This window comes from Bradyrhizobium sp. SZCCHNRI1029 (assembly GCF_032487555.1).
Classification (GTDB): domain Bacteria; phylum Pseudomonadota; class Alphaproteobacteria; order Rhizobiales; family Xanthobacteraceae; genus Bradyrhizobium.
On record NZ_JAUEUK010000003.1, the window covers coordinates 1 to 21,501 of the forward strand.

The window sequence follows — 21,501 nt, forward strand, 5'->3', positions numbered from 1 at the left end:
TACGACCGCCCAGATGGGCACATCAAACCGCCCGAACGAACTCAGATCTGGATAAAACTTGGGGGCAAGGTCACTGCAGACGAGGCCACTCTGGACGCTGTCTTGCCTGAAGGTGTCGACAGCTGTGGAACGACACGGAGAAAGCAACTTGGACACGAGGTACAAAATGCATCATGCCGAGCTTCGAGACAGACCAGGTGACTCTTCCAATCTGGCTAGGGATGCTTCTAGATCAGCGATTGCGCTCCCATATCGCGCGCTTGCCACGCTCCGGGCCCTAAGCAGGTGCGCCCGTGCTTCCTCCAGACGCTTCACGTGCAAGCAGGCCCGCACACGTGCAGCATGTATCGGAAACCTATGCCCTCCATAGCGACTGGCGCGTTCGAAAAACCGCATTGCGAGATCCAGATCAGATCTACAACGAGCAGTCAAAGTGCCTAGCATCGTCCAGAACTCTGCTTCATCGACACCGAAGAGCACGTCGTGGCCGAACGCGTCTTGTCCAAAAAAGCGCCGCCGCGCATCCGTCAAGATGTTCGCGAGTTGGTTCGGAGCTTCGAGATCAGCCTCAAACTTGGATAACAGATTAATATCGAACCACTTTTCATCCACAATGGACCTGCAAGCAATCCAAGCCTTGAAATTGTGGGCATGATCGAATCCCTGACGCAATGCCTCCGAAAGAAACGAGAGTGCATCATTCACAATGGTCAATCCTCTGCTTCGATCTTGCGAATATGCAGCAGTCGAAGCCTCGCCTATGACGTGTGCCACACGGCTCAACGCAGGACGAAATCCGAAATCGATGCCCGTCCAAAATGCGTCTATCGACTTGGTATATTGAAATGTTTGTCGATAGAAGATTGGACGATATTTCGCAGCCGCGCCGTACTCTAAAAGCTCGGGGCTTTCTAAGGTTTGGCCTATAGCGGCTATTCGTTCATCGTACTCCGCGACCGACCTCAGGGGGAGCAATCTTGCTTTCGAGTATTCCACGAGCAAAGACTGCAGCAACGCCGACGAGGATCTAACGAGAGAAAGGCTGCGTTTCGCGCAGCGTTCAGCTTCGCTGAACGAGCGTTCTTGATGTGATTGAAGTCGCTGCAAGCGACCTCGCCACCTGACCACGGATGACTTTACAATTAAACTATAAGCCAATGCGTCACGATCGTCAGCTGAACCACTAACGGAATCGAGCTTGTCGTTCAGCGACTTCGCCAGCGTTAGCTTTCTCTGTGCATCGAATACACCGTATTCATCCCTTAAGAAAAGCAGCATAAGCGAAACCGCGACGGGCACTTTTCGCGGGTCTACTATCGTTTTCAGGATAGCGATGCTCGCCTGCAGCCCCTTCTCCCATCGAGACGAGGAATAGTCGTTCTCCAACAACGTAGTTTTGAGCTCAAGTCGCGCCAGCTCCACCCATTGCACGGCAGTTTCAACCAAGGGATTGAGCGCAATGTCGCCCAGGACACGCTCTGCCTGCCGGAGAAGACTGCGCCCCTCTTTTGGTCCACTCAGGGTCGCCTCATTCATCAGGTCATATATTCGACCGACCCTGACATCTTGCGCCAACTCGTGGTGGTCGAACCTAAATGGACTACTCTGAAACAAGTCGTCCACGAATCTGGCGACGTGACGAGCCTTGTTAATGACCATCTGGAAAAGAATCGCCGGCGGGTATTCGCTCGGCTTCTCTTGATCGATCAGGTGATGGTGCTTTCGGCAAAGCAGCATCAAGTTGTTCTCAGAATCGAGATCGACGTGCGGAAACGACGCTTTGAATTCGGATCGACTACCCTCATTCACCGGCAGGATGTGACAGAGCTCGCCGATCATCTCGATGTGCCCATTGGACCATCTTGCTGCGATTTCCCCACAAGCCCCGTACTCACAGCGGCCAATCGATCTCATAAAGATCGAGGTTCGGACACTCTGTCGGATTTTTTCTCTTGAGGCCATACGCGCAACCCGCATGTCGCTCGACAAAATAATCTGATTTAGACGAAAGGCGCTTCTGAACGGCGTGGCTGTTGGCAGCTCTTGATACAAGGCAATATTGAGAATTAACACGTTTTAGTTGTAAGTTTTCTATGTGTAAAGTCATCTGCGTCTATGAGCGGAGATGGCTGTGAGAGCCGTTCAATCGGCTGCATCCGTTTGATTCTGCTGCGCGATGATGCTGATGTGGCTTACTAGGCGACCGCCGGAGACGCTCAAAGAATATAGAGAATAAGCGCTCAAATCAGCTGATTTGGATGATTGCCGCTCGATCGCGGGGCAATCGATAGTGGTCGGGTACCTTTACTGTTTCACGCCACCCGCGGCACGCCGTGATAGCGCTCGACCACGATGTCGCGCTTGGTGGCGTCGACGCGCACGGTCATGTCGTAGCGGCCTTCGTTCAGCTCCTTGGCCAGCACCTCGGCGTTGCGATGCAGCCAGGAGATGCCGGCGCCGTCGGCAGCGTCGATGGTGAGATCGAGCGTGGTCCGCGCCGCCGCGAGACGGTCCTCGATCGTCTGCAGGAGCGCGTCGACGCCGTCCCCGGTCTGGGCCGAGACCAGCAGGCATGGCCGCTCCGGCGGCCGACGCCCGGCGATGTTGGCGAGGTTCTCGCGCGCTGCCTGGTCGAGACGGTCGATCTTGTTCCAGACCTCGATGATGGTGTCGGTGGCCTCGGGATCGATGCCGAGCTGGCTGAGCACCAGCTCGACATCGTGCTGCTGCGCCTCGGCATCCTCGTGCGACATGTCGCGGACGTGCAGGATCACGTCGGCCTCCAGCACCTCCTCGAGCGTGGCGCGGAAGGCGGCGACGAGCTGCGTCGGCAGGTTGGAGATGAAGCCCACGGTGTCCGACAGCATCGCCTTGCCGCCATGCGGCAGCGTGATCGCGCGCAAGGTCGGGTCAAGCGTCGCGAACAGCATGTCGGCGGCCTGGACGTCGGCGCGCGTCAGGCGATTGAACAGCGTCGACTTGCCGGCATTGGTGTAGCCGACCAGCGCCACGACGCGATACGGCACGCGCTGGCGTCCGGCGCGATGCAGCCGCCGCGTCGCCTGGACCTTCTTCAACTCGTTCTCGAGCCGCGTGATGCGGTCGCCGATCAGGCGGCGGTCGGCCTCGATCTGGGTCTCGCCGGGACCGCCCATGAAGCCGAAGCCGCCGCGCTGGCGTTCGAGATGGGTCCAAGACCGCACCAGACGGCTGCGCTGATAGTTGAGATGCGCGAGCTCGACCTGCAGCGCGCCCTCCTTCGTCTTGGCGCGGCGGCCGAAGATCTCCAGGATCAAGCCGGTGCGGTCGAGCACCTTGGTGTTCCAGGCCTTCTCAAGGTTTCGCTGCTGGATCGGCGACAGCGCGCAATCCATCACCACCAGCTCGACGCCATGGCCGGCGATCACACCCGCAATCTCTTCGACCTTGCCCTTGCCGAGATAGGTCGCAGGGCGGATTTGCCCGATCGGCGCGAGAATGGCCTCGGCCACCGTCAGGTCGATGGCCCGCGCGAGGCCCGCCGCCTCGTCGATCCGTGCCTCGAAATCACGCATGTCGGATTGGCCTGCTTGCGCGCCATCGTCGCCGCGGCGCGCTCGCAAGTAGGGGCCGACCACGATGACGAGCCCGGTCCCCTTATTGTCATCCGGCCTCGACAGGCCGATGGTCCCTTCGCGATCGCGGGGTTCCAATCAGGTCACTCTCACGTCAGGTCACACTCACGCAGACGCGTCCTCGCCGCCTTCGAACAACTGGATCGGCGCGCCCGGCATGATGGTGGAGATCGCATGCTTGTAGACGAGCTGCGAGTGACCGTCGCGCCGGAGCAGCAGGCAGAAATTGTCGAACCATGTGACAATACCCTGCAGTTTCACGCCATTGACCAGGAAGATCGTGAGCGGCGTCTTGGTCTTGCGGACATGGTTGAGAAAGGTGTCTTGTAGGTTTTGTGCGCGGTCGGCCGCCATTGTTGTTATCTCGCAGTCTTGTGCTTTTTCTTATTGAACCTTCGATGACCCGATCGCAGGCCCCGGATTCATCGAGGTGACCCATGGTCCATTGAGATCCCCCTCGAGGGACCATGGGATGCCGGATTAGAAGACAGGCGAGCATATTAGGCAAGCCGCTTGCAAGGAGGCCGGTTCCAAAAGAACCGGATTCATCCGTAAAATTCCGGAAATGGACGAATTTTCCAATGTAAATTCGTCCAGTCGGCAAGTTTGGCCGAGCTGGAGCCTCAGCCGACGCCGAGCGCCTTCAGCTTGCGATGCAGGGCGGACCGCTCCATGCCCACGAACTCGGCCGTGCGCGAGATGTTGCCGGAGAAGCGGCTGATCTGGGCGATGAGATAGTCGCGCTCGAACACCTCGCGTGCCTCGCGCAACGGCAGTCCCATGATGTGCTCGCCATTGTTGCTGGTCGGCATCGCCGGCACCATCGATCCCACATCCGGCGGCAGCATGTCGGCGGTGATGATCACCTCCGGTCCGCCGGCGGCCAGAATCATGACGCGCTCGACGTTGTTGCGAAGCTGACGGACGTTGCCGGGCCACACATGCGACTGCAGCACGGCCATGGCGTCCTGGCCGATCTGCCGCTTCGGCAGGCCGGTCGTGGCCGAAATCTGCTCCATGAAATAGTCGATCAGCTCCGGAATGTCCTCGCGGCGCTCCGACAGCGGCGGAACCCGGATCGGAACCACCGACAGACGGTGATAGAGGTCCTCGCGGAAACGCCCGGCGGCAATCTCCTCCTCGAGATTCCGTGCGGTCGAGGAGATGATGCGCACGTCGACGTGCACCTTGGTGGTGCCGCCGGCGCGCTGGAACGTCTGGTCGACCAGCACGCGCAGGATCTTGTTCTGCGTCTCGCGCGGCATGTCGGCGATCTCGTCGACGAACAGCGTGCCGCCGTGGGCCTCTTCGAGCGCGCCGGTCTTGCGCGCCTGCTCGCCATTGGACTGCTCGATGCCGAACAGCTCCTCCTCCATCCGCTCCGGCGTGATCGCGGCGGCGTTGATGACGACGAACGGGCCCTCGGAGCGCGGCGACTGAGCGTGCAGCGAACGCGCGGCGAGCTCCTTGCCCGAGCCGGGAGGGCCGACGATCAGGATGCGGCTGTTGGCCTTGGCGGCGCGCTCGATGGTCTGGCGCAACTGGTTCATCGATGGCGAGCGGCCGGTCATGCTGCTCGCGGTCGGCGCCAGCTGCTTGAGCTCTCGCACCTCGCGCTTGAGCCGGGAATTCTCCAGCGCACGCGTCGCTACCAGAATCAGCCGGTCGGACTTGAACGGCTTCTCGATGAAGTCATAGGCGCCGCGCTTGATCGCGGCGACCGCCGTTTCGATGTTGCCGTGGCCGGAGATCATCACGACCGGAAGGTCGGGATGGTCCTTCTTGATCTGCTCGAGGAGCTGCAGACCGTCGAGCTTGGAGCCCTGCAGCCAGATGTCCAGGAACACCAGGTTGGGACGGCGGCTCGTGATCTCCGCGAGCGCCGAATCGCTGTCGCGCGCGGTTCGCGTCGTGAAGCCTTCGTCATCCAGGATGCCGGCGACCAGCTCCCGGATATCGGCTTCATCGTCGACAATCAGAATATCACTCGCCATGGGTCACGCCTGTCTCGTCAGCTGCCGGTTGCGGCTTGGATTTTTGGTTCATCATTGGTCGTTTGAACCGTGTCAGCGGTTTCGCCGCCAACCTCGGTCTTCTGCGCATTGTCAGACGCCGCCGCCTGCTCCTTCGCGCCCGTCTTCGCGGCCTGGCCGGAGACGGCAAAGCGCAGCCGCATCCAGGCGCCGCGCTGGCCGGGACGGAAATCGGACGCGTCCTTCAGCTCGAGCTTGCCGCCATGGTCTTCCAGCACGCGGCCGACGATCGCGAGCCCGAGGCCGGTGCCCTTGGCGCGGGTCGTGACATAGGGCTCGAGCAGCCGCTGCCGCGCCACCTTCGGCAGGCCGATGCCATTGTCGATGACGTCGATCAGCACGTCCTCACCCTCGCGCGAGGCGACCACGTCGATACGGCCCTTGCCGAGCTCCGCCTCTGGCACCACCTCGATCGCCTCGGTGGCGTTCTTGATGATGTTGGTCAGCGCCTGCGAGATCAGGCGGCGATCGAACTGCGCGCGCAAGGGGTCCTGCTTGATCTCGGTCTCGATGTCGATCTCGGGATGCGCGACCTTCATCAGGAACACGGCCTGCCGCACGGTGTCGGCGACGTCCTCGCCTTCCATCACCGGCTTCGGCATCCGCGCGAACCGCGAGAACTCGTCGACCATTCGCCTGATGTCGTCGACCTGCCGCACGATCGTCTCGGTACATTGCTCAAATATCGCCTTGTCCTCGGTGATGACCTTGCCGAATTTGCGGCGAATTCGCTCTGCGGACAGTTGAATTGGCGTCAGCGGATTCTTGATCTCATGCGCGATGCGCCGCGCGACGTCGCCCCAGGCCGAGGTGCGCTGCGCCGACACCAGCTCGGTGATATCGTCGAGCGTGATGATGTAGCTGTCGCGCGCCTGGTTGGTCTGCTCGGCGGTGACGCGCACCGACAGATTGCGCTCGTGGCCGTCGCGCTGGATCGTGATCTGACCCTGCACCAGCCGCTGCTTGCCCTCGCGCGCGGTCTTCATCATATCGTCGAGCTCGGGCAGCACGTCGGAGAGCGGATGATCGAGCACCTCCTGCTCGGCATGTCCGATCAGCTTCTCGGCCGAGCGGTTGAGGATGCCGACGCTGCCAGAGGCATCGACGCCGATGATGCCGGCGGAGGCCGACGACAGCACCGCCTCGATGAAGCGGCGCCGGCTGTCGATCAATTCGCTGGCGCTGACCAGCTCGTCGCGCTGGGTGCGCAGCTCCTGGGTCATCTTGTTGAAGGTCTGGCCGAGCTGGGCGAGATCGCCCTCCGAGCGATGCACCGGGACCTGGACGTTGAGATCGCCGGTCGACACGGTGTTGGCGGCATTCATCAATTGCCGGATCGGCGCCACCAGCCAGTTGGCGAAGTTCAGCCCGATCAGCACCGAGGCCATCAGGATGGTCAGCGCGATCACCGCGAACATCAGCGCGAAGGCGATCTGGATGCCGAAGCGCCGCGCCTCGACCTGGGCGTATTCGGCGACCGACAGCTCGGTCTGCTTGAGCTGCTCGACGACCTGCGGATCGAGCGGACGCGCGACGTAGAGGAAGGTGTCGTTGAACGCGCGCAGCCGGATCACCGCGGCGACGTAGTTCGACTCCGGCAGGACCGCGATCTCGGGCTCCTCCTCCCGGACATTGTTGAGGAACTCGGGCGCCGGCGGCGAATAGGCCAGTTGCACCCCGCCGGTCTCGGCCCAGACGATCGGGTTGGTGTTCTTGTCGATGATCATCGCGCCGGGCAGATTGCGCGAGGCGGCGCTGGTGGTGAGCAGCTCGCGGAAGCTGGCGCGGTCCTGGTCGAACAGCGGCCGCGCGCGTGCGATGTCGGTCGCCATGCCGATGATGTCGCCGCGGATGAACTGCGCGTGCTCCTGCATGTAGGCGCGCGCAATGGTCAGCGAGTTCTGGATCGCGACTTTCGCTGGTCCGGAGAACAGCCGGTCGAGGCCGCGATCGATGGTGACGTTGGCCGCCACGGCGACCAGCACCGCCGGCAGGACCGCGATCACCGAGAACAGGCTGACGATCTGGACGTGCAGCCGCGCCGCCGCCCGGCCGCGCCGGCGGGCCTGCACCACCTGCCAGACCTCGCGGATGATGATCCCGACCAGGACCAGGATCGTTCCGGCGTCGATCAGGTAGAAGGTCTTGACCACGTCGGTCGTGGGCTCGACCGGGGTCAGCCCGACCAGCACGATGAAGGTGAGGAAGGCCGACAGCAGCGCCAGCGCCACCGCCACCGGCGCCAGCCAGGTGCGCCAGGTCCAGCGCCGGCCCTCGGTGGACGACGAATCGAAGGGGGTGGCCGATGTCTCTGCGCTGGTCATTCCGGCAAGGTGGGTGATGCTGAACGCGGCACGTCCGGGAATCGGACTGATGCATTCCTACCACGCTGTTGCCAAATTGCGACAAATCCGCGGCGCCGGAGCGCGTCGCGGATTTGTCTACATTAATTCTCACCTGAGGCGGGTCCGAGCCCGCCGTAGAGGTATCAAATAACCGTCAAGCGCCGCTGCGGTACACTTGAATGTCGAGGTCGCGGATCTTCTTGCGCAGCGTGTTGCGATTGAGGCCGAGCAGATCGGCGGCGCGGATCTGGTTGCCGCGCGTCGCCGCCAGCGCTGCCGTCAGCAGCGGAATCTCGATCTCCTTGAGGATGCGGTGGTACAGCCCCGGCGGCGGCACGCCGTTGGGAAATCCCTGGAAGTGCGAGGACAGATAGGCCTCCACTGCTCCGCCCAGATTGTCGATCGAGGTCGGCGTGTTCGAGCCGGTGGTCACCGCCGGCGGCGCCAGCTCGCCATCGATGACTGACGCCGTGATGACGTCCTGCGGATACAGCGCGGCCAAACGCCGGGCGAGATTCTCCAGCTCGCGGACATTGCCCGGCCAGCGGTGCTGCTTGAGCCGCTCCAGCGCCGCGGCATCGAGCTTCTTCGGCGGCAGCCCGTCCTTCTCGGCCAGCGCGAAGAAGTGGCGGACGAGATCCGGCAGGTCCTCGATGCGTTCGCGCAGCGGCGGCAGCCGCAGGGGCACGACGTTGAGGCGGAAGAACAGATCTTCCCGGAAAAGCCCCTGCTGGATCAGGATGCGAAGGTCCTTGTTGGAGGCGGCGACGATGCGCACGTCGGTCTTGATCGGGGTGCGGCCGCCGACGGTGGTGTACTCGCCCTGCTGCAGCACGCGCAAAAGCCGCGTCTGCGCCTCCATCGGCATGTCGCCGATCTCGTCCAGGAATAAGGTGCCGCCCTCGGCCTGCTCGAAGCGGCCGGAGGCGCGGGTGTTGGCACCGGTGAAGGCGCCGCGCTCGTGCCCGAACAGTTCCGATTCGATCAGGTCGCGCGGGATCGCCGCCATGTTGACCGCGACGAACGGCCCGTTGCGGCGCTTGCCGTAATCGTGCAGCGCGCGCGCCACCAGCTCCTTGCCGGTGCCGCTCTCGCCCGAGATCATCACCGTGAGGTCGGTCTGCATCAGCCGCGCCAGCACGCGGTAGATGTCCTGCATCGCCGGCGAGCGGCCGACCAGCGGGATCGATTCGAACTCGCCGTCGTCGGGCTGGCTCGCCGCACGCTCCTTCGGCTCGGCCAAGGCACGGCCGACGATCGCGATCAGCTCCTTCAGGTCGAACGGCTTCGGCAGATACTCATAGGCGCCGCGCTCCGACGCCTTGATGGCGGTCATGAAGGTGTTCTGCGCGCTCATGACGATGACCGGCAGGTTCGGCCGCATCTTCTTGATCCGCGGCAGCAGGTCGAACGCGTTCTCGTCCGGCATCACCACGTCGGTGATGACGAGATCGCCCTCGCCCTGGCTCACCCAGCGCCACAGCGTCGCGGCATTGCCGGTCAGCCGCACCTCATAGCCGGCGCGTGACAGCGCCTGGTTCAGGACCGTGCGGATGGCCGTATCGTCGTCGGCAACGAGAATGCTACCTGCAGGCATAGGTGGTCCTCAATTTGATCCCTGTGAGGCATGCAACGGCGTCCCCGAAACGTCATCGCCATGGCTGTGATTTGGGCTTTGGTCTGGTTGTTTGGTTGCGCTGTACATCGGCATCAGCACCCGGAAGGTCGTCTTGCGCGGCTGCGACTCGCACTCGATGATCCCGCCATGGTCGCCGACGATCTTCGCGACCAATGCAAGTCCGAGGCCGCTTCCGGTCGGCTTGGTGGTCACGAACGGATCGAACAGATTGGGCATCAGGTCTTCCGGCACGCCGGGGCCGTTGTCCCTGACGCAGAACTCCAGCGGCAGCGACACCCGCGATTTCTTGCCGGGCACCGACAGGCGCACGCCCGGGCGGAACGCCGTGGTGAGCTGGATCTCCGCATCGGAGCCGAGATCGACGACCGCTTCCGCGGCATTCTTGACCAGGTTCAGGAACACCTGGATCAGTTGATCCTGGTTGGCGAGCACCGGCGGCAGCGACGGATCGTAGTCCTCGACGAAGCGGATGTTGCGGGCAAAGCCGGACTGCGCCAGCCGCTTCACGTGATCGAGCACGGAATGGATGTTCACGGGCCCGCGCGCCACCGGGCGGTCGTCGCCGAACACCTCCATGCGGTCGACCAAAGTGACGATGCGGTCGGCCTCGTCGCAGATCAGCCGGGTCAGCATGCGGTCCTCGGAGGAGGCCTGCTGCTCCAGGAGCTGCGCGGCGCCGCGGATGCCCGACAGCGGGTTCTTGATCTCGTGCGCGAGCATCGCGGCCAGTGCGATCACCGAGCGCGCGGCGCTGCGATGGGTGAGCTGGCGGTCCATCTTGTCGGCGATGGTGCGCTCCTGCAGCATCACCACGATATGGCCAGGCCGCTCCGGCAGCGGCGCGACGTGCAGGTCGACGAGCCGATCGGCGCCGGTGCGCGGCGTGCCAAGATCGACCTTGTACTCGTTGACCGGCGCGCTGGTGGTGCGGACCTGATCGATCAGCGCCAGCAACGGAGAGCCGAACGGCACCAGCTTCTTCAGCGACTGCCGCTGCAGAAACTGGGTGGAGGAATCGAAGAACGATTCCGCCGCCATGTTGGCGTCCATGATCATACCGTCCGGGCCGATGACGAGGACCGGATTCGGCAGGGCGTTGAGGATGGCGTCGCCATCCGATGGAAGTCGCTTGCGCTGTTCTGCGGCTGAGCTCATGCGGCTGCACTCCAGGCAAAATCGTCGAAGGCCTCACGCAGCGCCCGATGCACCAAGGACGGCTGCTCGGACGTCAGGATACGGTCGCGCCAGGCCTTCAGTTTTTCGGCCGGCGCTTGCGCGTGCTGGGCGGCGACGTCGAGCCCCCAACTGAGATGCTTGCGGGCGTGGCGCAGGCCGACACGCGCGCCATAGTGACGGCAGATCTCGTCATAGAGCGCGGTGAGAAGACCGAGCTGCTGCGCCAGCTCCGGCGCGCCCTCTTCCGCACCGCCCTCGAGTCGGCGGCCGATCTGGCCGGGCAGCCAGGGCTGGCCTTGCGCGCCGCGCCCGATCATCACGGCATCGGCGCCGGAGGCGTCGAGCGCCTCGCGCGCGTCCTCATAGCTGGTGATGTCGCCGTTGACGACGACCGGCAGATCGACGGCGTCCTTCACGGCGCGCACCGCGCTCCAGTCGGCTTCGCCCTTGTAGAACTGCTGCCGCGTACGGCCGTGCACGGTGATCAACTGCACGCCCGCGGCCTGCGCGCGGCGCGCCAGCTCCGGCGCATTCAGGCTGCGCTCGTCCCAGCCGAGCCGCATCTTCAGGGTCACGGGCACATCGACTGCCTCGACCGTCGCCTCGATCAAGGTCAGCGCATGATCGAGATCGCGCATCAGGGCCGAGCCGGACTGGCCGCCGGTCACGTGCCGCGCCGGGCAGCCCATGTTGATGTCGATGATCTCGGCGCCGCCATCCTCGGCGACCTTCGCGCCCTCGGCCATCCAATGCGCCTCGCAGCCGGCGAGCTGCACCACATGCGGCCCGACGCCGCTCGCCTCGCAGCGCAACCGGGATATCCACCGCCCGCGCACGAGATCGTCGCTCGCAGTCATCTCGGACACCACCAGCCCGGCGCCGAGCTCGGCCGCGAGTCGGCGGAACGGCGCGTCGGTGATCCCCGACATCGGCGCGAGAATGGCCCGGTTGGCGAGCGAAACGTCGCCTATCTTCAAGGCTTTGGCTTGTGTATTGGCCGGACCGGTCACGAACGACTCTTAAAGCTCTTTGGACGCATCATCGCGTCTGCGCTGCACTCTCAAGCACAAATCTTGTGCAGTCAAGCGTCATGCCTACACTTTAGCCAAGACGATCGGCATTTCAAGTGCAGCGCAGCAAAATATGCTTGTTCGGCAGTCATGGTAAACCCGTGAGCCGCCGGATTTTTGCATGGCTCGGCAAGGTGCTCGCAGGCGGCAGGTGCGATCGCCCCCCCTCAACGCGCCAGCGGATCCCGGCGCTTGTGTCGCGATCGCAGGTGCCGTTCATGCGACGTGTGATCCTGCTCGCTTAACATCTTCTGCAGATGTAAGAAGCCGCGAACCCCATCATCCTCATCAGCATCGATACCCTGTTCCCATGACGACTTCTCAGCGGACTGCAGCCATTCTCGTCGCGGCCGGACGTGGCCTGCGCGCCGGCGCCGGCGGTCCGAAGCAATATCGCATGATCGGCGGCCGCACGGTCATCCATCGCGCGCTCGCCGCCTTCGCCGATCACCCCGAGGTGGCGGTGGTCCAGCCGGTGGTGAACCCCGACGACATCGACATCTTCAACACAGCCGTCTTCGGCCTGCGCCACGAGGCCCCAGCGCATGGCGGTGCGACGCGACAGGCCTCGGTGCTCGCGGGCCTGGAAGCGCTGGCGCTGCACAAGCCCGACATCGTGCTGATCCACGATGCCGCGCGTCCGTTCGTCACGCCCGCCGTGATCTCGCGCGCGATTCGAGCGGCCGGCAAGACCGGTGCGGCGATTCCCGTGGTGCCGGTCACCGACACCATCAAGGAAGTCGGCACGGGCGGCGACATCACCGCGACACCGGAGCGCGCGAAGCTGCGCATCGCCCAGACGCCGCAGACCTTCAAGTTCGACACGATCCTGGAGGCACACCGCCGCGCCGCGCGCGACGGCCTCACCGAGTTCACAGATGATGCGGCGATCGCCGAATGGGCGGGATTGACCGTCGCGACCTTTGAGGGCGATGTTTCCAACATGAAGCTCACCACACCGGAAGATTTCGTGCGCGAGGAAGCGCGCCTTGCCGCGCAGCTCGGCGACATCCGGACCGGCACCGGCTACGACGTCCACGCCTTCGGCGAAGGCGACCATGTCTGGCTGTGCGGCCTGCGTGTGCCGCATAGCAAGGGGTTCCTTGCCCACTCCGACGGTGACGTCGGTCTGCACGCTCTGGTTGATGCAATTTTGGGCGCCCTGGCCGATGGCGACATCGGCTCGCACTTCCCGCCCTCCGACATGAAGTGGAAAGGCGCCGCATCCGACCAGTTCTTGAAATACGCCATCGAGCGCGTGACCGCCCGCGGCGGCCGCGTCGCCAATCTCGAGGTCACGATGATCTGCGAGCGCCCGAAGATCGGCCCCCTGCGCGACCAGATGCGCGCCCGCATCGCCGAGATCACCGGCGTCGACATCTCGCGCATCGCGGTGAAGGCCACCACCAGCGAGCGGCTCGGCTTCACCGGCCGCGAGGAAGGCATCGCAGCGACGGCGAGCGCGACGATCCGTCTGCCGTGGAGCGCCTAGAGGCGCACCACCCTGTCACCGTTCATGGAGCTTTCGATCTGACGGTCGGATGAGGACAACGCAGCCATGGCCAGCGAACGTCAAATCGGCTCTACCAGCGCGCTGGCCCGCTCGCTGCTCGACCTCTGCCGGTCGCGCAAGCTGATGATCGCGACCGCCGAGTCCTGCACCGGCGGCCTGGTCGCCGCGGCCCTGACCGACATCCCCGGCTCCTCCGATGTCATCGACCGCGGCTTCGTCACCTACTCGAACGAGGCCAAGCGCGCGATGCTCGGCGTCGAGGCTTCGACGCTGCAGACCTTCGGCGCCGTCTCCAAGGAGACCGCGATCCAGATGGCGGTCGGCGCGCTGGAACGCGCCGACGTCGACCTCGCCGTCGCCATCACCGGCATCGCCGGCCCCGGCGGCGCCACCCCCGGCAAGCCGGTCGGCCTGGTCCATTTCGCCGTCGCCGCCCGCGACGGCCGCATCACCCACCGCGAACACCGCTTCGGCGCCATCGGCCGCAGCACCGTGCGCACCCGCTCGGTGCTGGAAGCCCTGCGCCTGCTGATGGAGCTGGCGCGGCCACAGGTCGCTGCCAAGCCGAAACGCGCGGCGGCGACGCGACTACGTCCGCGCGTGGCCCGCACCCCGCGGCTGCATCCGGTCAAGCGGCCGAGGCGGCCCCGGACGTAGTTGGAAGTGACGCGCGCGGCTCTCGCCGCATCGTCATCGCGAGCGCAGCGACGCGATCCAGTTCTACCGACCTGCATCGTCGAGCTGGTGCTCCTGACGGATCGATCGCGAACCGAACCGCGGCTGGAATTGCGCATCATCGGCGCGGTCGAGGTCAGGATCGGACACCTGGACCGCATGGACGGTTTCCGTCTGGACGTCAGGGACATCGGTCATTGGCACCGGGAGAGAATGCGCTTCGAGGTGGTCGATGACGAATCGCAGTTGCTATCTCTGCAATGTGCCGATTTTGAATTCCTCCTGATCGGTTACGCTGAAGGCACGATCAATTGAGCATCGAAAGTGCGCCTCGCAATGATGATAAACGGAGAGTTGCCGCACGATCTCGAAAGCGTGATTTAACAATGTTGTCATGAATCAAGCTTGGGCTGGCGTTGAACCGTCAAGGACATCGCGACGACGGACGCGAAGCGCTCCTGACAGCATGACAAGCTCGCTAGACCATCGCGCACCGCGAACTTGATCGACGCAACCCTCGCGAGAGCGCGCCGAGCTACATGTCAGGAGGAGATCATATTGCTAGACCGCACATTCGCTGCCCTCTCGTTCGTCCTCCTACTCCTGACCTCCTCCGCCCAAGCCGCTGGCTTGCAGCTCTTGGAGGTCGATCACGGATTCCACGGCATGATCTGGACGCCTTGCGCCGCAGACGCCGGTAGCGTGCCGGTTGGAAGCCTCGCGATCCCAGGGCTGGAGACACTGCCCGGGGTAAAGAATTGTCCAATCAATGGCACGAAGCTGCCATTGGTCGTCATGTCCCACGGTCGCGGCGGCTGGATCGGTGGAAACCACGATGTTGCGGAAGCGCTGGCGGACGCGGGATTCATCGTCGCGGCGATCAACCATCCCGGCGACAGTGTCGGTGACCTGGCGCAGCGCGACAGCCTGTCGGTCTGGCTCTCACGGCCGCAGGACATCATGCATCTGATCGATTTCATGTTGAACGATTGGACAAGCAGAGCCGCGATTGATCCGGACCGGATCGGCTTCTTCGGCTTTTCGCGCGGTGGCTACACCGGAACCGTTCTCGCCGGCGTCGACCCGGACTTTCAAAGGGTGGCGCACTACTGCACGCAACAGAACCCGTTCTGCGAGCAGGTCCGCAATGGCGAGTTTCCCAGAAGCTGGCCGCACGACGAGAGGATCAAGGCGGCCGTGCTGGCCGACGCCGCCCACACGGTCGGATTCACGCGAGCAAATCTCGCGAGCATCAAGATTCCCCTCCAGGTCTGGCGCTCGGAGCTCGGCGGCAACGGGGTCGATCCGGAAGGGACCGCCCGCGTAACCGCGAGCCTTCCCGGCACGCCCGAGGTCCACACCGTGCCCGCCGCGCATTTTGCTTTCCTCGCGCCGTGCTCCGCGGAGCTCGCGGCCGCCGTCCCGCGCATCTGTGCTGATACGCCTGCGGATTTCGACCGCGCGGCGTTTCACCGAGAGTTTGACGCCCAGGTCGTCAGGTTCTTCTCCGAGAAGCTGGGCAAGTAGGATCCGTGGCAGAACCTGCGTTCCGCCGCGTCGCTCTCAAGCGCGCCAGAACGGGCGCCGGCACAGCCGCCGCGCCTCGTCGCGTGTCAGGCCGTAGTCCTGCAGCACCTCGTCGGCGATCCGCGGCAACTCCCGGGCGAAGCGGCGGCGCTCGCGCCAGCGCTCCCACCAGAGCCGCAACCATGACGCGGGCTTGAGGTCGGCGCAGCTTTGATGGGGAGCCGGTGGCGCCAAGTAGTAGATCTTGGCGCCCGGCCTGGGCGAGATGGGATGGCGCGACAAGGGATCACGACCGAGCGCGCAGAGCCCCGGCGATCGCGAGGCGCCGCGGAGCATACGCTCCTCGATGGCGATGACCCTCGGATCGTCGGTCGTGCTCGGCATGGCGGGCTCCCCTTCAAATGAAGAACCTGCCGGCAACAAAAAAGCCGCCAGGTCCCTGGCGGCTGTTCGGATCAAATGCTGCAAATCGTCAGATTGAGCGCGATCCTCCCGCCGCCAGCGAGCTACGGTGCGTGATGCGACCAAAACGATGGGGGGCGGCGGTGATCATGGCCGGCTCTATAGCCGATCCATCTGAGGTTGTCATCCATCGAATGGATGCGAGGCCGAGCGGCCTCCCCCAAATTTGCTCAGGACGGAAAAGCACCGACGGTCCGCGCAAGTTGCCGCGCCAACGGTCCAGGCAGAGCCTCATCGAAAATCCGGCTCAGCGTGCGGTAATACCAGATCGTGCCATCCCTTCCACCGGTGAAGCGTTGCCACACGACGTCGCCGACCTCATCAAGGTCGCTCGCGATCGCTTCCGCGTTGTCAACCTTGTCAGCGAGCGAGACCAGCAGCGATGACACCGGCTTGAGCGGCAGCCGGGCGAGATAGGCTTCCTTCCGCGGGCGCCATTCGGGTTTCGGATCGACCCAGGAATCCGTGCAGTCCGCGACGATCCCGGCGACGCCATCGCCAAAACGCCGGCGGATCTCATCCAGCGTGGCCTGCCCGCCCTGGTCCTCGGCGGCGTCATGCAACAGGCCCGCGATGGCCTGCACCTCGCTGCCGCCCGCCGACAGCACGCGGCTGGAGACGCTCAGCAGATGCGCGATGTAGGGTACGTTGCTGCCCTTTCTCAATTGGGTCCGGTGCAGCCTTGTCGCATAGACGAGCGCTTCGTCGTAGAGATGAGAGAGTGACATTGCTTGCTTTCTTCTCTGGCTGACGCAGGGTCAGACCGATGGTTCGTCGTTGGTCACTATCGGCATTGTTCCAATCATTGGGCACCACGTCGAGCATCATCCTAGCCGACCCGTCGGGCAAATCAGCTGGCGTGCGCAATAGCGGAGAGCCCGTTTCCGGTGTCTTGCTGCGATCAAAGCGCATCGCGAGGGCGTGCGCCAAGACACTGATTTCCTCAATCCGTTCAATGTCCGACTCACTGTCCAGTCCTACCGACGAAAATATTCTCGTTTCTATTTTCCAGAACTCGTGTTTCCCTCCCCTCATCCCGCCTCGACACGAGGGGCGTATCGCGATCGTCACGACACGCGAGGTGGGAAGGCGATGGCCGCCGAGGGGCCGCAGCGCGTCTTGGACGTGCGGACGAACGGCTCTTGGCGGACGTGAAGTCGCAGCGTCCTGACACCCCGAAGCTGGTGTCACGCCGGTGGAGATGATGATCCGCCGGTCACGGGGGCAAAACAGCCGGTCCCCGGGGAGACTGCGTATAAGCGTGAAGACCGTCGCGCGGGGAATGCCGGGATGTCTCGGCTGCACCTGTGGTACCTGCCGCCTGCATTTTTTTCCGCAGGCGGGCCGTGGGGGCGGCGAGCTCCCGGCATTCCCTGCGCCCTCGTGATCTGAGAGGGCCGATCGAGATGCACAGCCCGGGCGTGATGGCGCCGCGGAGGATGCGGCTGCCTGTCCGCTCGATGCCGTCCCCCATCATCCAGATCGCCCACGATTATCGTACGCGCCGCCCTGGCCTAAAGGTTTTGGTTAATTTTGTCCTGCTACGTCTCGCGCATTCTTCTCTGACAGTGGATTCGGGACCCCATGGCTTTCTTCTCCGGCAAGTCGGCTGATCGCACGCATAACCTCCTGATGACGGAGCTGTTCGAACGTCATCGCGACGCCATCCTGGTGATGTCCGACGGCAAGATCATCGCCTGCAACGAGACCGCGGTCCGATTCGGCGGCTTCCGCAGCAAGCAGGACCTGCTGTCGCGTTCGCCGGCGACCATGGCGCCGGAGTTCCAGCCCGATGGCAAGCGCTCCGCCGACGTGGTGCGCGAGATGGATGCCAAGGCCAGGCGCGAAGGCCACGCGACGTTCGAGTGGACCACCAAGCGCGCCGACGGCAGCCCGGCGCTGGTCCAGATCACGCTGGTGCCGACCCAGGTCGAGGGCCAGACCTACGTCATGAGCTTCCGCCGCGATCTCTCCGACCTTGTCGCCGCACGCGAGGAGAAGAAGCGCGCGCTCGACCGGATCGCCAAGGATTTCGAGACCTCGGTCGGCGCCATCGCCAATGCGATCTCCGGCGCCTCGCGCGAGGTCGAGACCACGGCGGCCTCGCTGACGACGACCGCGGATCAGGCCGCGCAACGCGTGGCGCTGGTGGCGTCGGCGTCGAACTCCGCCTCCTCCAACGTGCAGTCGGTGGCCGGCGCCACCGAGGAGCTGTCGACCTCGGTCAGCGAGATCAACCGCCAGGTCGCGACCTCCTCGACCATCGCCGCCGAGGCGGTCGAGGCGTCCTCGCGCACCAACGACCTCGTCAACAGCCTGGCGGACGCGGCGGCCAAGATCGGCGCGGTCACCGACATGATCAACGCGATCGCGAGCCAGACCAACCTGCTGGCGCTGAACGCGACCATCGAGGCGGCACGCGCCGGCGATGCCGGCCGCGGCTTCGCCGTCGTGGCCTCGGAGGTGAAGAGCCTGTCGAGCCAGACCGCCAAGGCGACCGACGAGATCAGCGCGCACATCAGCGCGATGCAGCGCGCCACCAGCGATACGGTGGCTGCGATCCAGGGCATCGGCGGCACCATCGGCCAGATCAGCGAGATCGCCAAGACCATTGCGACCGCGGTCGATCAGCAGGGCCACGCGACGCAGGAGATCGCCCGCTCGGTCAGCCAGGCCGCCAGCGGCACCCGCGAGGTCGCCACCAACATCGGCTCGGTCAGCCAGACGGTGGAATCGGCCGGCGGCGCCGCCCGGCAAATGCTGGGCGCAGCCGGCCAGCTCGCCAAGCACGCCGACGAGCTGCGCGGCAAGGTGAAGGACTTTTTGACCGCCGTGCAGGCGGCGTAGGTTTCGGTCGCGGCTCGACGTGTCCGCGATTGCACGGCTCCGCGAAGATGTCGCGGAGCAGCTGTTTGAAGACGTGGATAGGATTTTGAAGCCAAGTTGCGCTGGCCACGGCTTCGTGGGTGCAACTTGCTGTGAGTTGGCAGGCCGCCAGCCTCACCCTCCGCTGTCATCCCGGGCAAGCCGCAGCGGCGCAACGCGCCGCGGAGGCGCCGACCCGGGATCCATACGCCGCAGCAGATGTGGTTAGACGAGCTCGGAGTTACCTGCCTGCCGCCACAAGCAGTCCTGTGGTTATGGATCCCCGCTTTCGCGGGGATGACGACGGAGGGTGAGGCGCCCTCTATCGTCTACCACTGGAAGACATGGAGAAAGACTTACGTCGACGACACCGCGGGCTTGCGGCCGTAGATCGCATCGGCGCGCTTTTCGAACGCCGCCGACATGCGCGCGAAGACGGTGTCGAACATCGAGCCCATCAGCATCGCCAGCATGCGGCTCTTGAACTCATAGGCGATGAAGAACGTTACCTCGCAGGCGCCCTGCTCGCGCGGCTCGAAGCTCCAGCGGTTTTCCAGGCTGGAGAACGGCCCGCTGACATACTCGACCAGGATGTTGCGCTTGGCCCGATCCAGCGTCACCCGGCTGGTGAAGGTCTCCTTCACGAGCTTGAACGACACCGTCATGTCGGCGACGACGACCTCGGTGCCGTCAGGCTTCTGGCTGCGCTGGCGCACCACCAGCTTCTCGCACAGCGGCACGAACTCCGGATAGCGCTCGACATCGGCGACGAGGTCGAACATCTGCTCGGCCGTGTGCGGCACGCGCCGCTTGTTGGAAAATCTCGGCATCTCGTCTCGATCAGCGCGCCATGGCTTCGCGCGCGGCCTTCAGCTTGGCGAAATCCTCGCCGGCGTGGTGCGAGGAGCGCGTGAGCGGGCTCGCCGACACCATCAGGAAACCCTTGGTGTAGGCGACGGTCTCATAGCCGGAGAACTCCTCCGGCGTGACGAAGCGCATCACGGCGTGATGCTTCTTGGTCGGCTGCAGATACTGGCCGATGGTGAGGAAATCGACCTCGGCCGAGCGGAGGTCGTCCATCACCTGCAGCACCTCGTGGCGCTCCTCGCCGAGGCCGACCATGATGCCGGACTTGGTGAAGATGGTGGGATCGATCTCCTTGACCCGCTGCAGCAGCCGGATCGAGTGGAAGTAGCGCGCGCCGGGCCGAACCGAGAGGTAGCGCGATGGCACGGTCTCGAGATTGTGGTTGAAGACGTCGGGCTTGGCGGCGACGACCTGCTCCAGCGCGCCGTCCTTGCGCAGGAAGTCGGGCGTCAGCACCTCGATCGTGGTGGTCGGACATTTCGCGCGGATGGCGCGGATGGTCGCGGCGATATGGCCGGCTCCGCCGTCGGCGAGATCGTCGCGGTCGACCGAGGTGACGACGACATGGGCGAGGCCGAGCTTGAAGGTCGCCTCCGCGACGTGCTCCGGCTCGCCGGCGTCGAGCGCCTCGGGCAGGCCGGTCTTGACGTTGCAGAAGGCGCAGGCCCGCGTGCAGGTGTCGCCCATGATCATGAAGGTGGCGTGCTTCTTGTCCCAGCACTCGCCGATATTCGGGCAGCCGGCCTCCTCGCATACGGTGACGAGGCCGTTCTCGCGCACGATGTTGCGGGTGTCGGCGTAGCCGCGGGTGGTCGGCGCCTTGACGCGGATCCAGGCAGGCTTCGCCGGCGAGATCGAGTCCGGCCGGTTCGCCTTCTCGGGGTGGCGGGGGCGCAGCGGCGTGTTCGCGTTGATGTCGACGATGGTGACCATGGGATTCGCACAAACCTCTGTTGCGCCCTAGCTATTCCGTGCCGCGGCGCGCCGCAACCGGCTGGCCGAGGATACCAGGGCATGGCAGATATGGGCAGCGCGGAACAGCGCTCAGCACGGCGGATTTCCTTGAGAATGGCGCAAAAACCGGCAAAAGCCCCCGGGGTTTCACGGCCCCGGCGCAATGCTACGGCCAAGCGGCTGACGCGGGCGTTCTTCGCCCGCGAGGTGCTCGCGGTGGCGCCGGAGCTGATCGGGGCGACCTTTCTGGTCGACGGCGTCGGCGGGACCATCGTCGAGGTCGAGGCCTATCACCACACCGACCCCGCGGCGCATTCGTTCCGGGGCCCGACGCCGCGCAACCAGGTGATGTTCGGTCCGCCCGGTTTCGCCTACGTCTACCGCTCCTACGGCATCCACTGGTGCATGAACTTCGTCTGCGAGGTGGAGGGCTCGGCGAGCGCGGTCCTGATCCGGGCGATCGAGCCGACCTTCGGGATCGACGAGATGCGGCGGCGGCGCGGGCTGGAGGATGTCAGGGCACTATGCTCGGGGCCGGGCAAGCTGACCGAGGCGATGGGGATCACGATCGCGCACAACGGCCTGCCGCTGGATGCTGCACCGATCGAGCTGTTCGCCCGACCTGAGGATGTAGAGGTCGTCACCGGCGTCCGCATCGGCATCACCAAGGCGGTCGAGCTGCCGTGGCGGTTCGGGCTCAAGGGCTCGCGGTTTTTGAGCAAGCCGTTCGCGCGCTAAGCCCATCGCAGTCGTTCCGGGAT

18 protein-coding genes are annotated in these 21,501 nt (G+C 64.5%); 6 read left to right on the plus strand and 12 right to left on the minus strand.

Features of this window, described 5'->3' with window-relative positions; genetic code table 11:
• Window positions 1-171: 171 nt before the first annotated feature.
• The 8 genes from QW861_RS09230 to dusB form a co-directional block, all read right to left on the minus strand.
• Window positions 172-1,839: an HNH endonuclease signature motif containing protein gene (locus QW861_RS09230; protein ID WP_315751122.1), complete on the minus strand. Its 1,668-nt coding sequence runs from the start codon at window positions 1,837-1,839 to the stop codon at window positions 172-174.
• Window positions 1,840-2,312: 473 nt separating this feature from the next.
• Window positions 2,313-3,692: a GTPase HflX gene (gene hflX, locus QW861_RS09235; protein WP_315711897.1), complete on the minus strand. Its 1,380-nt coding sequence runs from the start codon at window positions 3,690-3,692 to the stop codon at window positions 2,313-2,315.
• A 27-nt stretch (window positions 3,693-3,719) separates the two neighbouring features.
• On the minus strand, window positions 3,720-3,968 hold the full coding sequence (hfq, locus tag QW861_RS09240; RefSeq protein WP_006613906.1) for an RNA chaperone Hfq: 249 nt from the start codon (window positions 3,966-3,968) through the stop codon (window positions 3,720-3,722).
• A 269-nt stretch (window positions 3,969-4,237) separates the two neighbouring features.
• A complete protein-coding gene (locus tag QW861_RS09245; RefSeq protein WP_315711893.1) occupies window positions 4,238-5,608 on the minus strand; it encodes a sigma-54 dependent transcriptional regulator in 1,371 nt (456 codons plus the stop codon).
• Between the two features lie 17 nt (window positions 5,609-5,625).
• Window positions 5,626-7,971, minus strand: coding sequence for a PAS domain-containing sensor histidine kinase (locus QW861_RS09250; RefSeq protein WP_315751121.1), 2,346 nt, complete (start codon window positions 7,969-7,971; stop codon window positions 5,626-5,628).
• Between the two features lie 175 nt (window positions 7,972-8,146).
• Window positions 8,147-9,589 (minus strand): nitrogen regulation protein NR(I), encoded by a 1,443-nt coding sequence (gene ntrC, locus QW861_RS09255; RefSeq protein WP_315711890.1) that lies wholly within the window; start codon window positions 9,587-9,589, stop codon window positions 8,147-8,149.
• A gap of 9 nt (window positions 9,590-9,598) precedes the next feature.
• A complete protein-coding gene (locus tag QW861_RS09260) occupies window positions 9,599-10,786 on the minus strand; it encodes a nitrogen regulation protein NR(II) (RefSeq protein WP_315751120.1) in 1,188 nt (395 codons plus the stop codon).
• Complete coding sequence (gene dusB / locus QW861_RS09265) at window positions 10,783-11,736, minus strand: tRNA dihydrouridine synthase DusB (protein WP_315712620.1); 954 nt, start codon at window positions 11,734-11,736, stop codon at window positions 10,783-10,785. Before dusB ends, QW861_RS09260 begins: the two co-directional genes overlap by 4 nt.
• A gap of 451 nt (window positions 11,737-12,187) precedes the next feature.
• Here dusB and QW861_RS09270 point away from each other — a divergent pair, with 451 nt between their 5' ends.
• The 4 genes from QW861_RS09270 (at window position 12,188) to QW861_RS09285 (ending at window position 15,592) form a co-directional block, all read left to right on the plus strand.
• Window positions 12,188-13,369, plus strand: coding sequence for a bifunctional 2-C-methyl-D-erythritol 4-phosphate cytidylyltransferase/2-C-methyl-D-erythritol 2,4-cyclodiphosphate synthase (locus QW861_RS09270; RefSeq protein ID WP_316192953.1), 1,182 nt, complete (start codon window positions 12,188-12,190; stop codon window positions 13,367-13,369).
• A gap of 66 nt (window positions 13,370-13,435) precedes the next feature.
• Window positions 13,436-14,047: a CinA family protein gene (locus QW861_RS09275; RefSeq protein WP_315711887.1), complete on the plus strand. Its 612-nt coding sequence runs from the start codon at window positions 13,436-13,438 to the stop codon at window positions 14,045-14,047.
• Entirely contained in the window at window positions 14,048-14,380 is a 333-nt protein-coding gene (locus tag QW861_RS09280; protein ID WP_316192954.1) for a hypothetical protein, read from the plus strand.
• A gap of 351 nt (window positions 14,381-14,731) precedes the next feature.
• Complete coding sequence (locus tag QW861_RS09285) at window positions 14,732-15,592, plus strand: alpha/beta hydrolase family protein (protein ID WP_315711884.1); 861 nt, start codon at window positions 14,732-14,734, stop codon at window positions 15,590-15,592.
• A gap of 36 nt (window positions 15,593-15,628) precedes the next feature.
• On the opposite strand, the gene QW861_RS09290 is transcribed toward QW861_RS09285, so the two are convergent.
• Both QW861_RS09290 and QW861_RS09295 read right to left on the minus strand, forming a co-directional pair.
• Window positions 15,629-15,976 carry a DUF1127 domain-containing protein gene (locus tag QW861_RS09290; RefSeq protein ID WP_315751116.1) on the minus strand — a complete coding sequence of 116 codons (348 nt, stop codon included), beginning with the start codon at window positions 15,974-15,976 and terminating at the stop codon, window positions 15,629-15,631.
• A 248-nt stretch (window positions 15,977-16,224) separates the two neighbouring features.
• On the minus strand, window positions 16,225-16,782 hold the full coding sequence (locus tag QW861_RS09295) for an HD domain-containing protein (protein WP_315751115.1): 558 nt from the start codon (window positions 16,780-16,782) through the stop codon (window positions 16,225-16,227).
• An 856-nt stretch (window positions 16,783-17,638) separates the two neighbouring features.
• Between QW861_RS09295 and QW861_RS09300 the strand changes: the two genes are divergently transcribed.
• Entirely contained in the window at window positions 17,639-18,901 is a 1,263-nt protein-coding gene (locus tag QW861_RS09300; RefSeq protein ID WP_315711879.1) for a methyl-accepting chemotaxis protein, read from the plus strand.
• Between the two features lie 374 nt (window positions 18,902-19,275).
• Here the strand turns inward: QW861_RS09300 and QW861_RS09305 are convergent, their stop codons facing one another.
• Both QW861_RS09305 and lipA read right to left on the minus strand, forming a co-directional pair.
• Window positions 19,276-19,749, minus strand: coding sequence for a type II toxin-antitoxin system RatA family toxin (locus QW861_RS09305; RefSeq protein WP_315751114.1), 474 nt, complete (start codon window positions 19,747-19,749; stop codon window positions 19,276-19,278).
• Window positions 19,750-19,759: 10 nt separating this feature from the next.
• Window positions 19,760-20,719, minus strand: coding sequence for a lipoyl synthase (gene lipA / locus QW861_RS09310; RefSeq protein WP_315827589.1), 960 nt, complete (start codon window positions 20,717-20,719; stop codon window positions 19,760-19,762).
• Window positions 20,720-20,854: 135 nt separating this feature from the next.
• Here lipA and QW861_RS09315 point away from each other — a divergent pair, with 135 nt between their 5' ends.
• Window positions 20,855-21,478 (plus strand): DNA-3-methyladenine glycosylase, encoded by a 624-nt coding sequence (locus QW861_RS09315; RefSeq protein ID WP_316192955.1) that lies wholly within the window; start codon window positions 20,855-20,857, stop codon window positions 21,476-21,478.
• Window positions 21,479-21,501 lie beyond the last annotated feature (23 nt).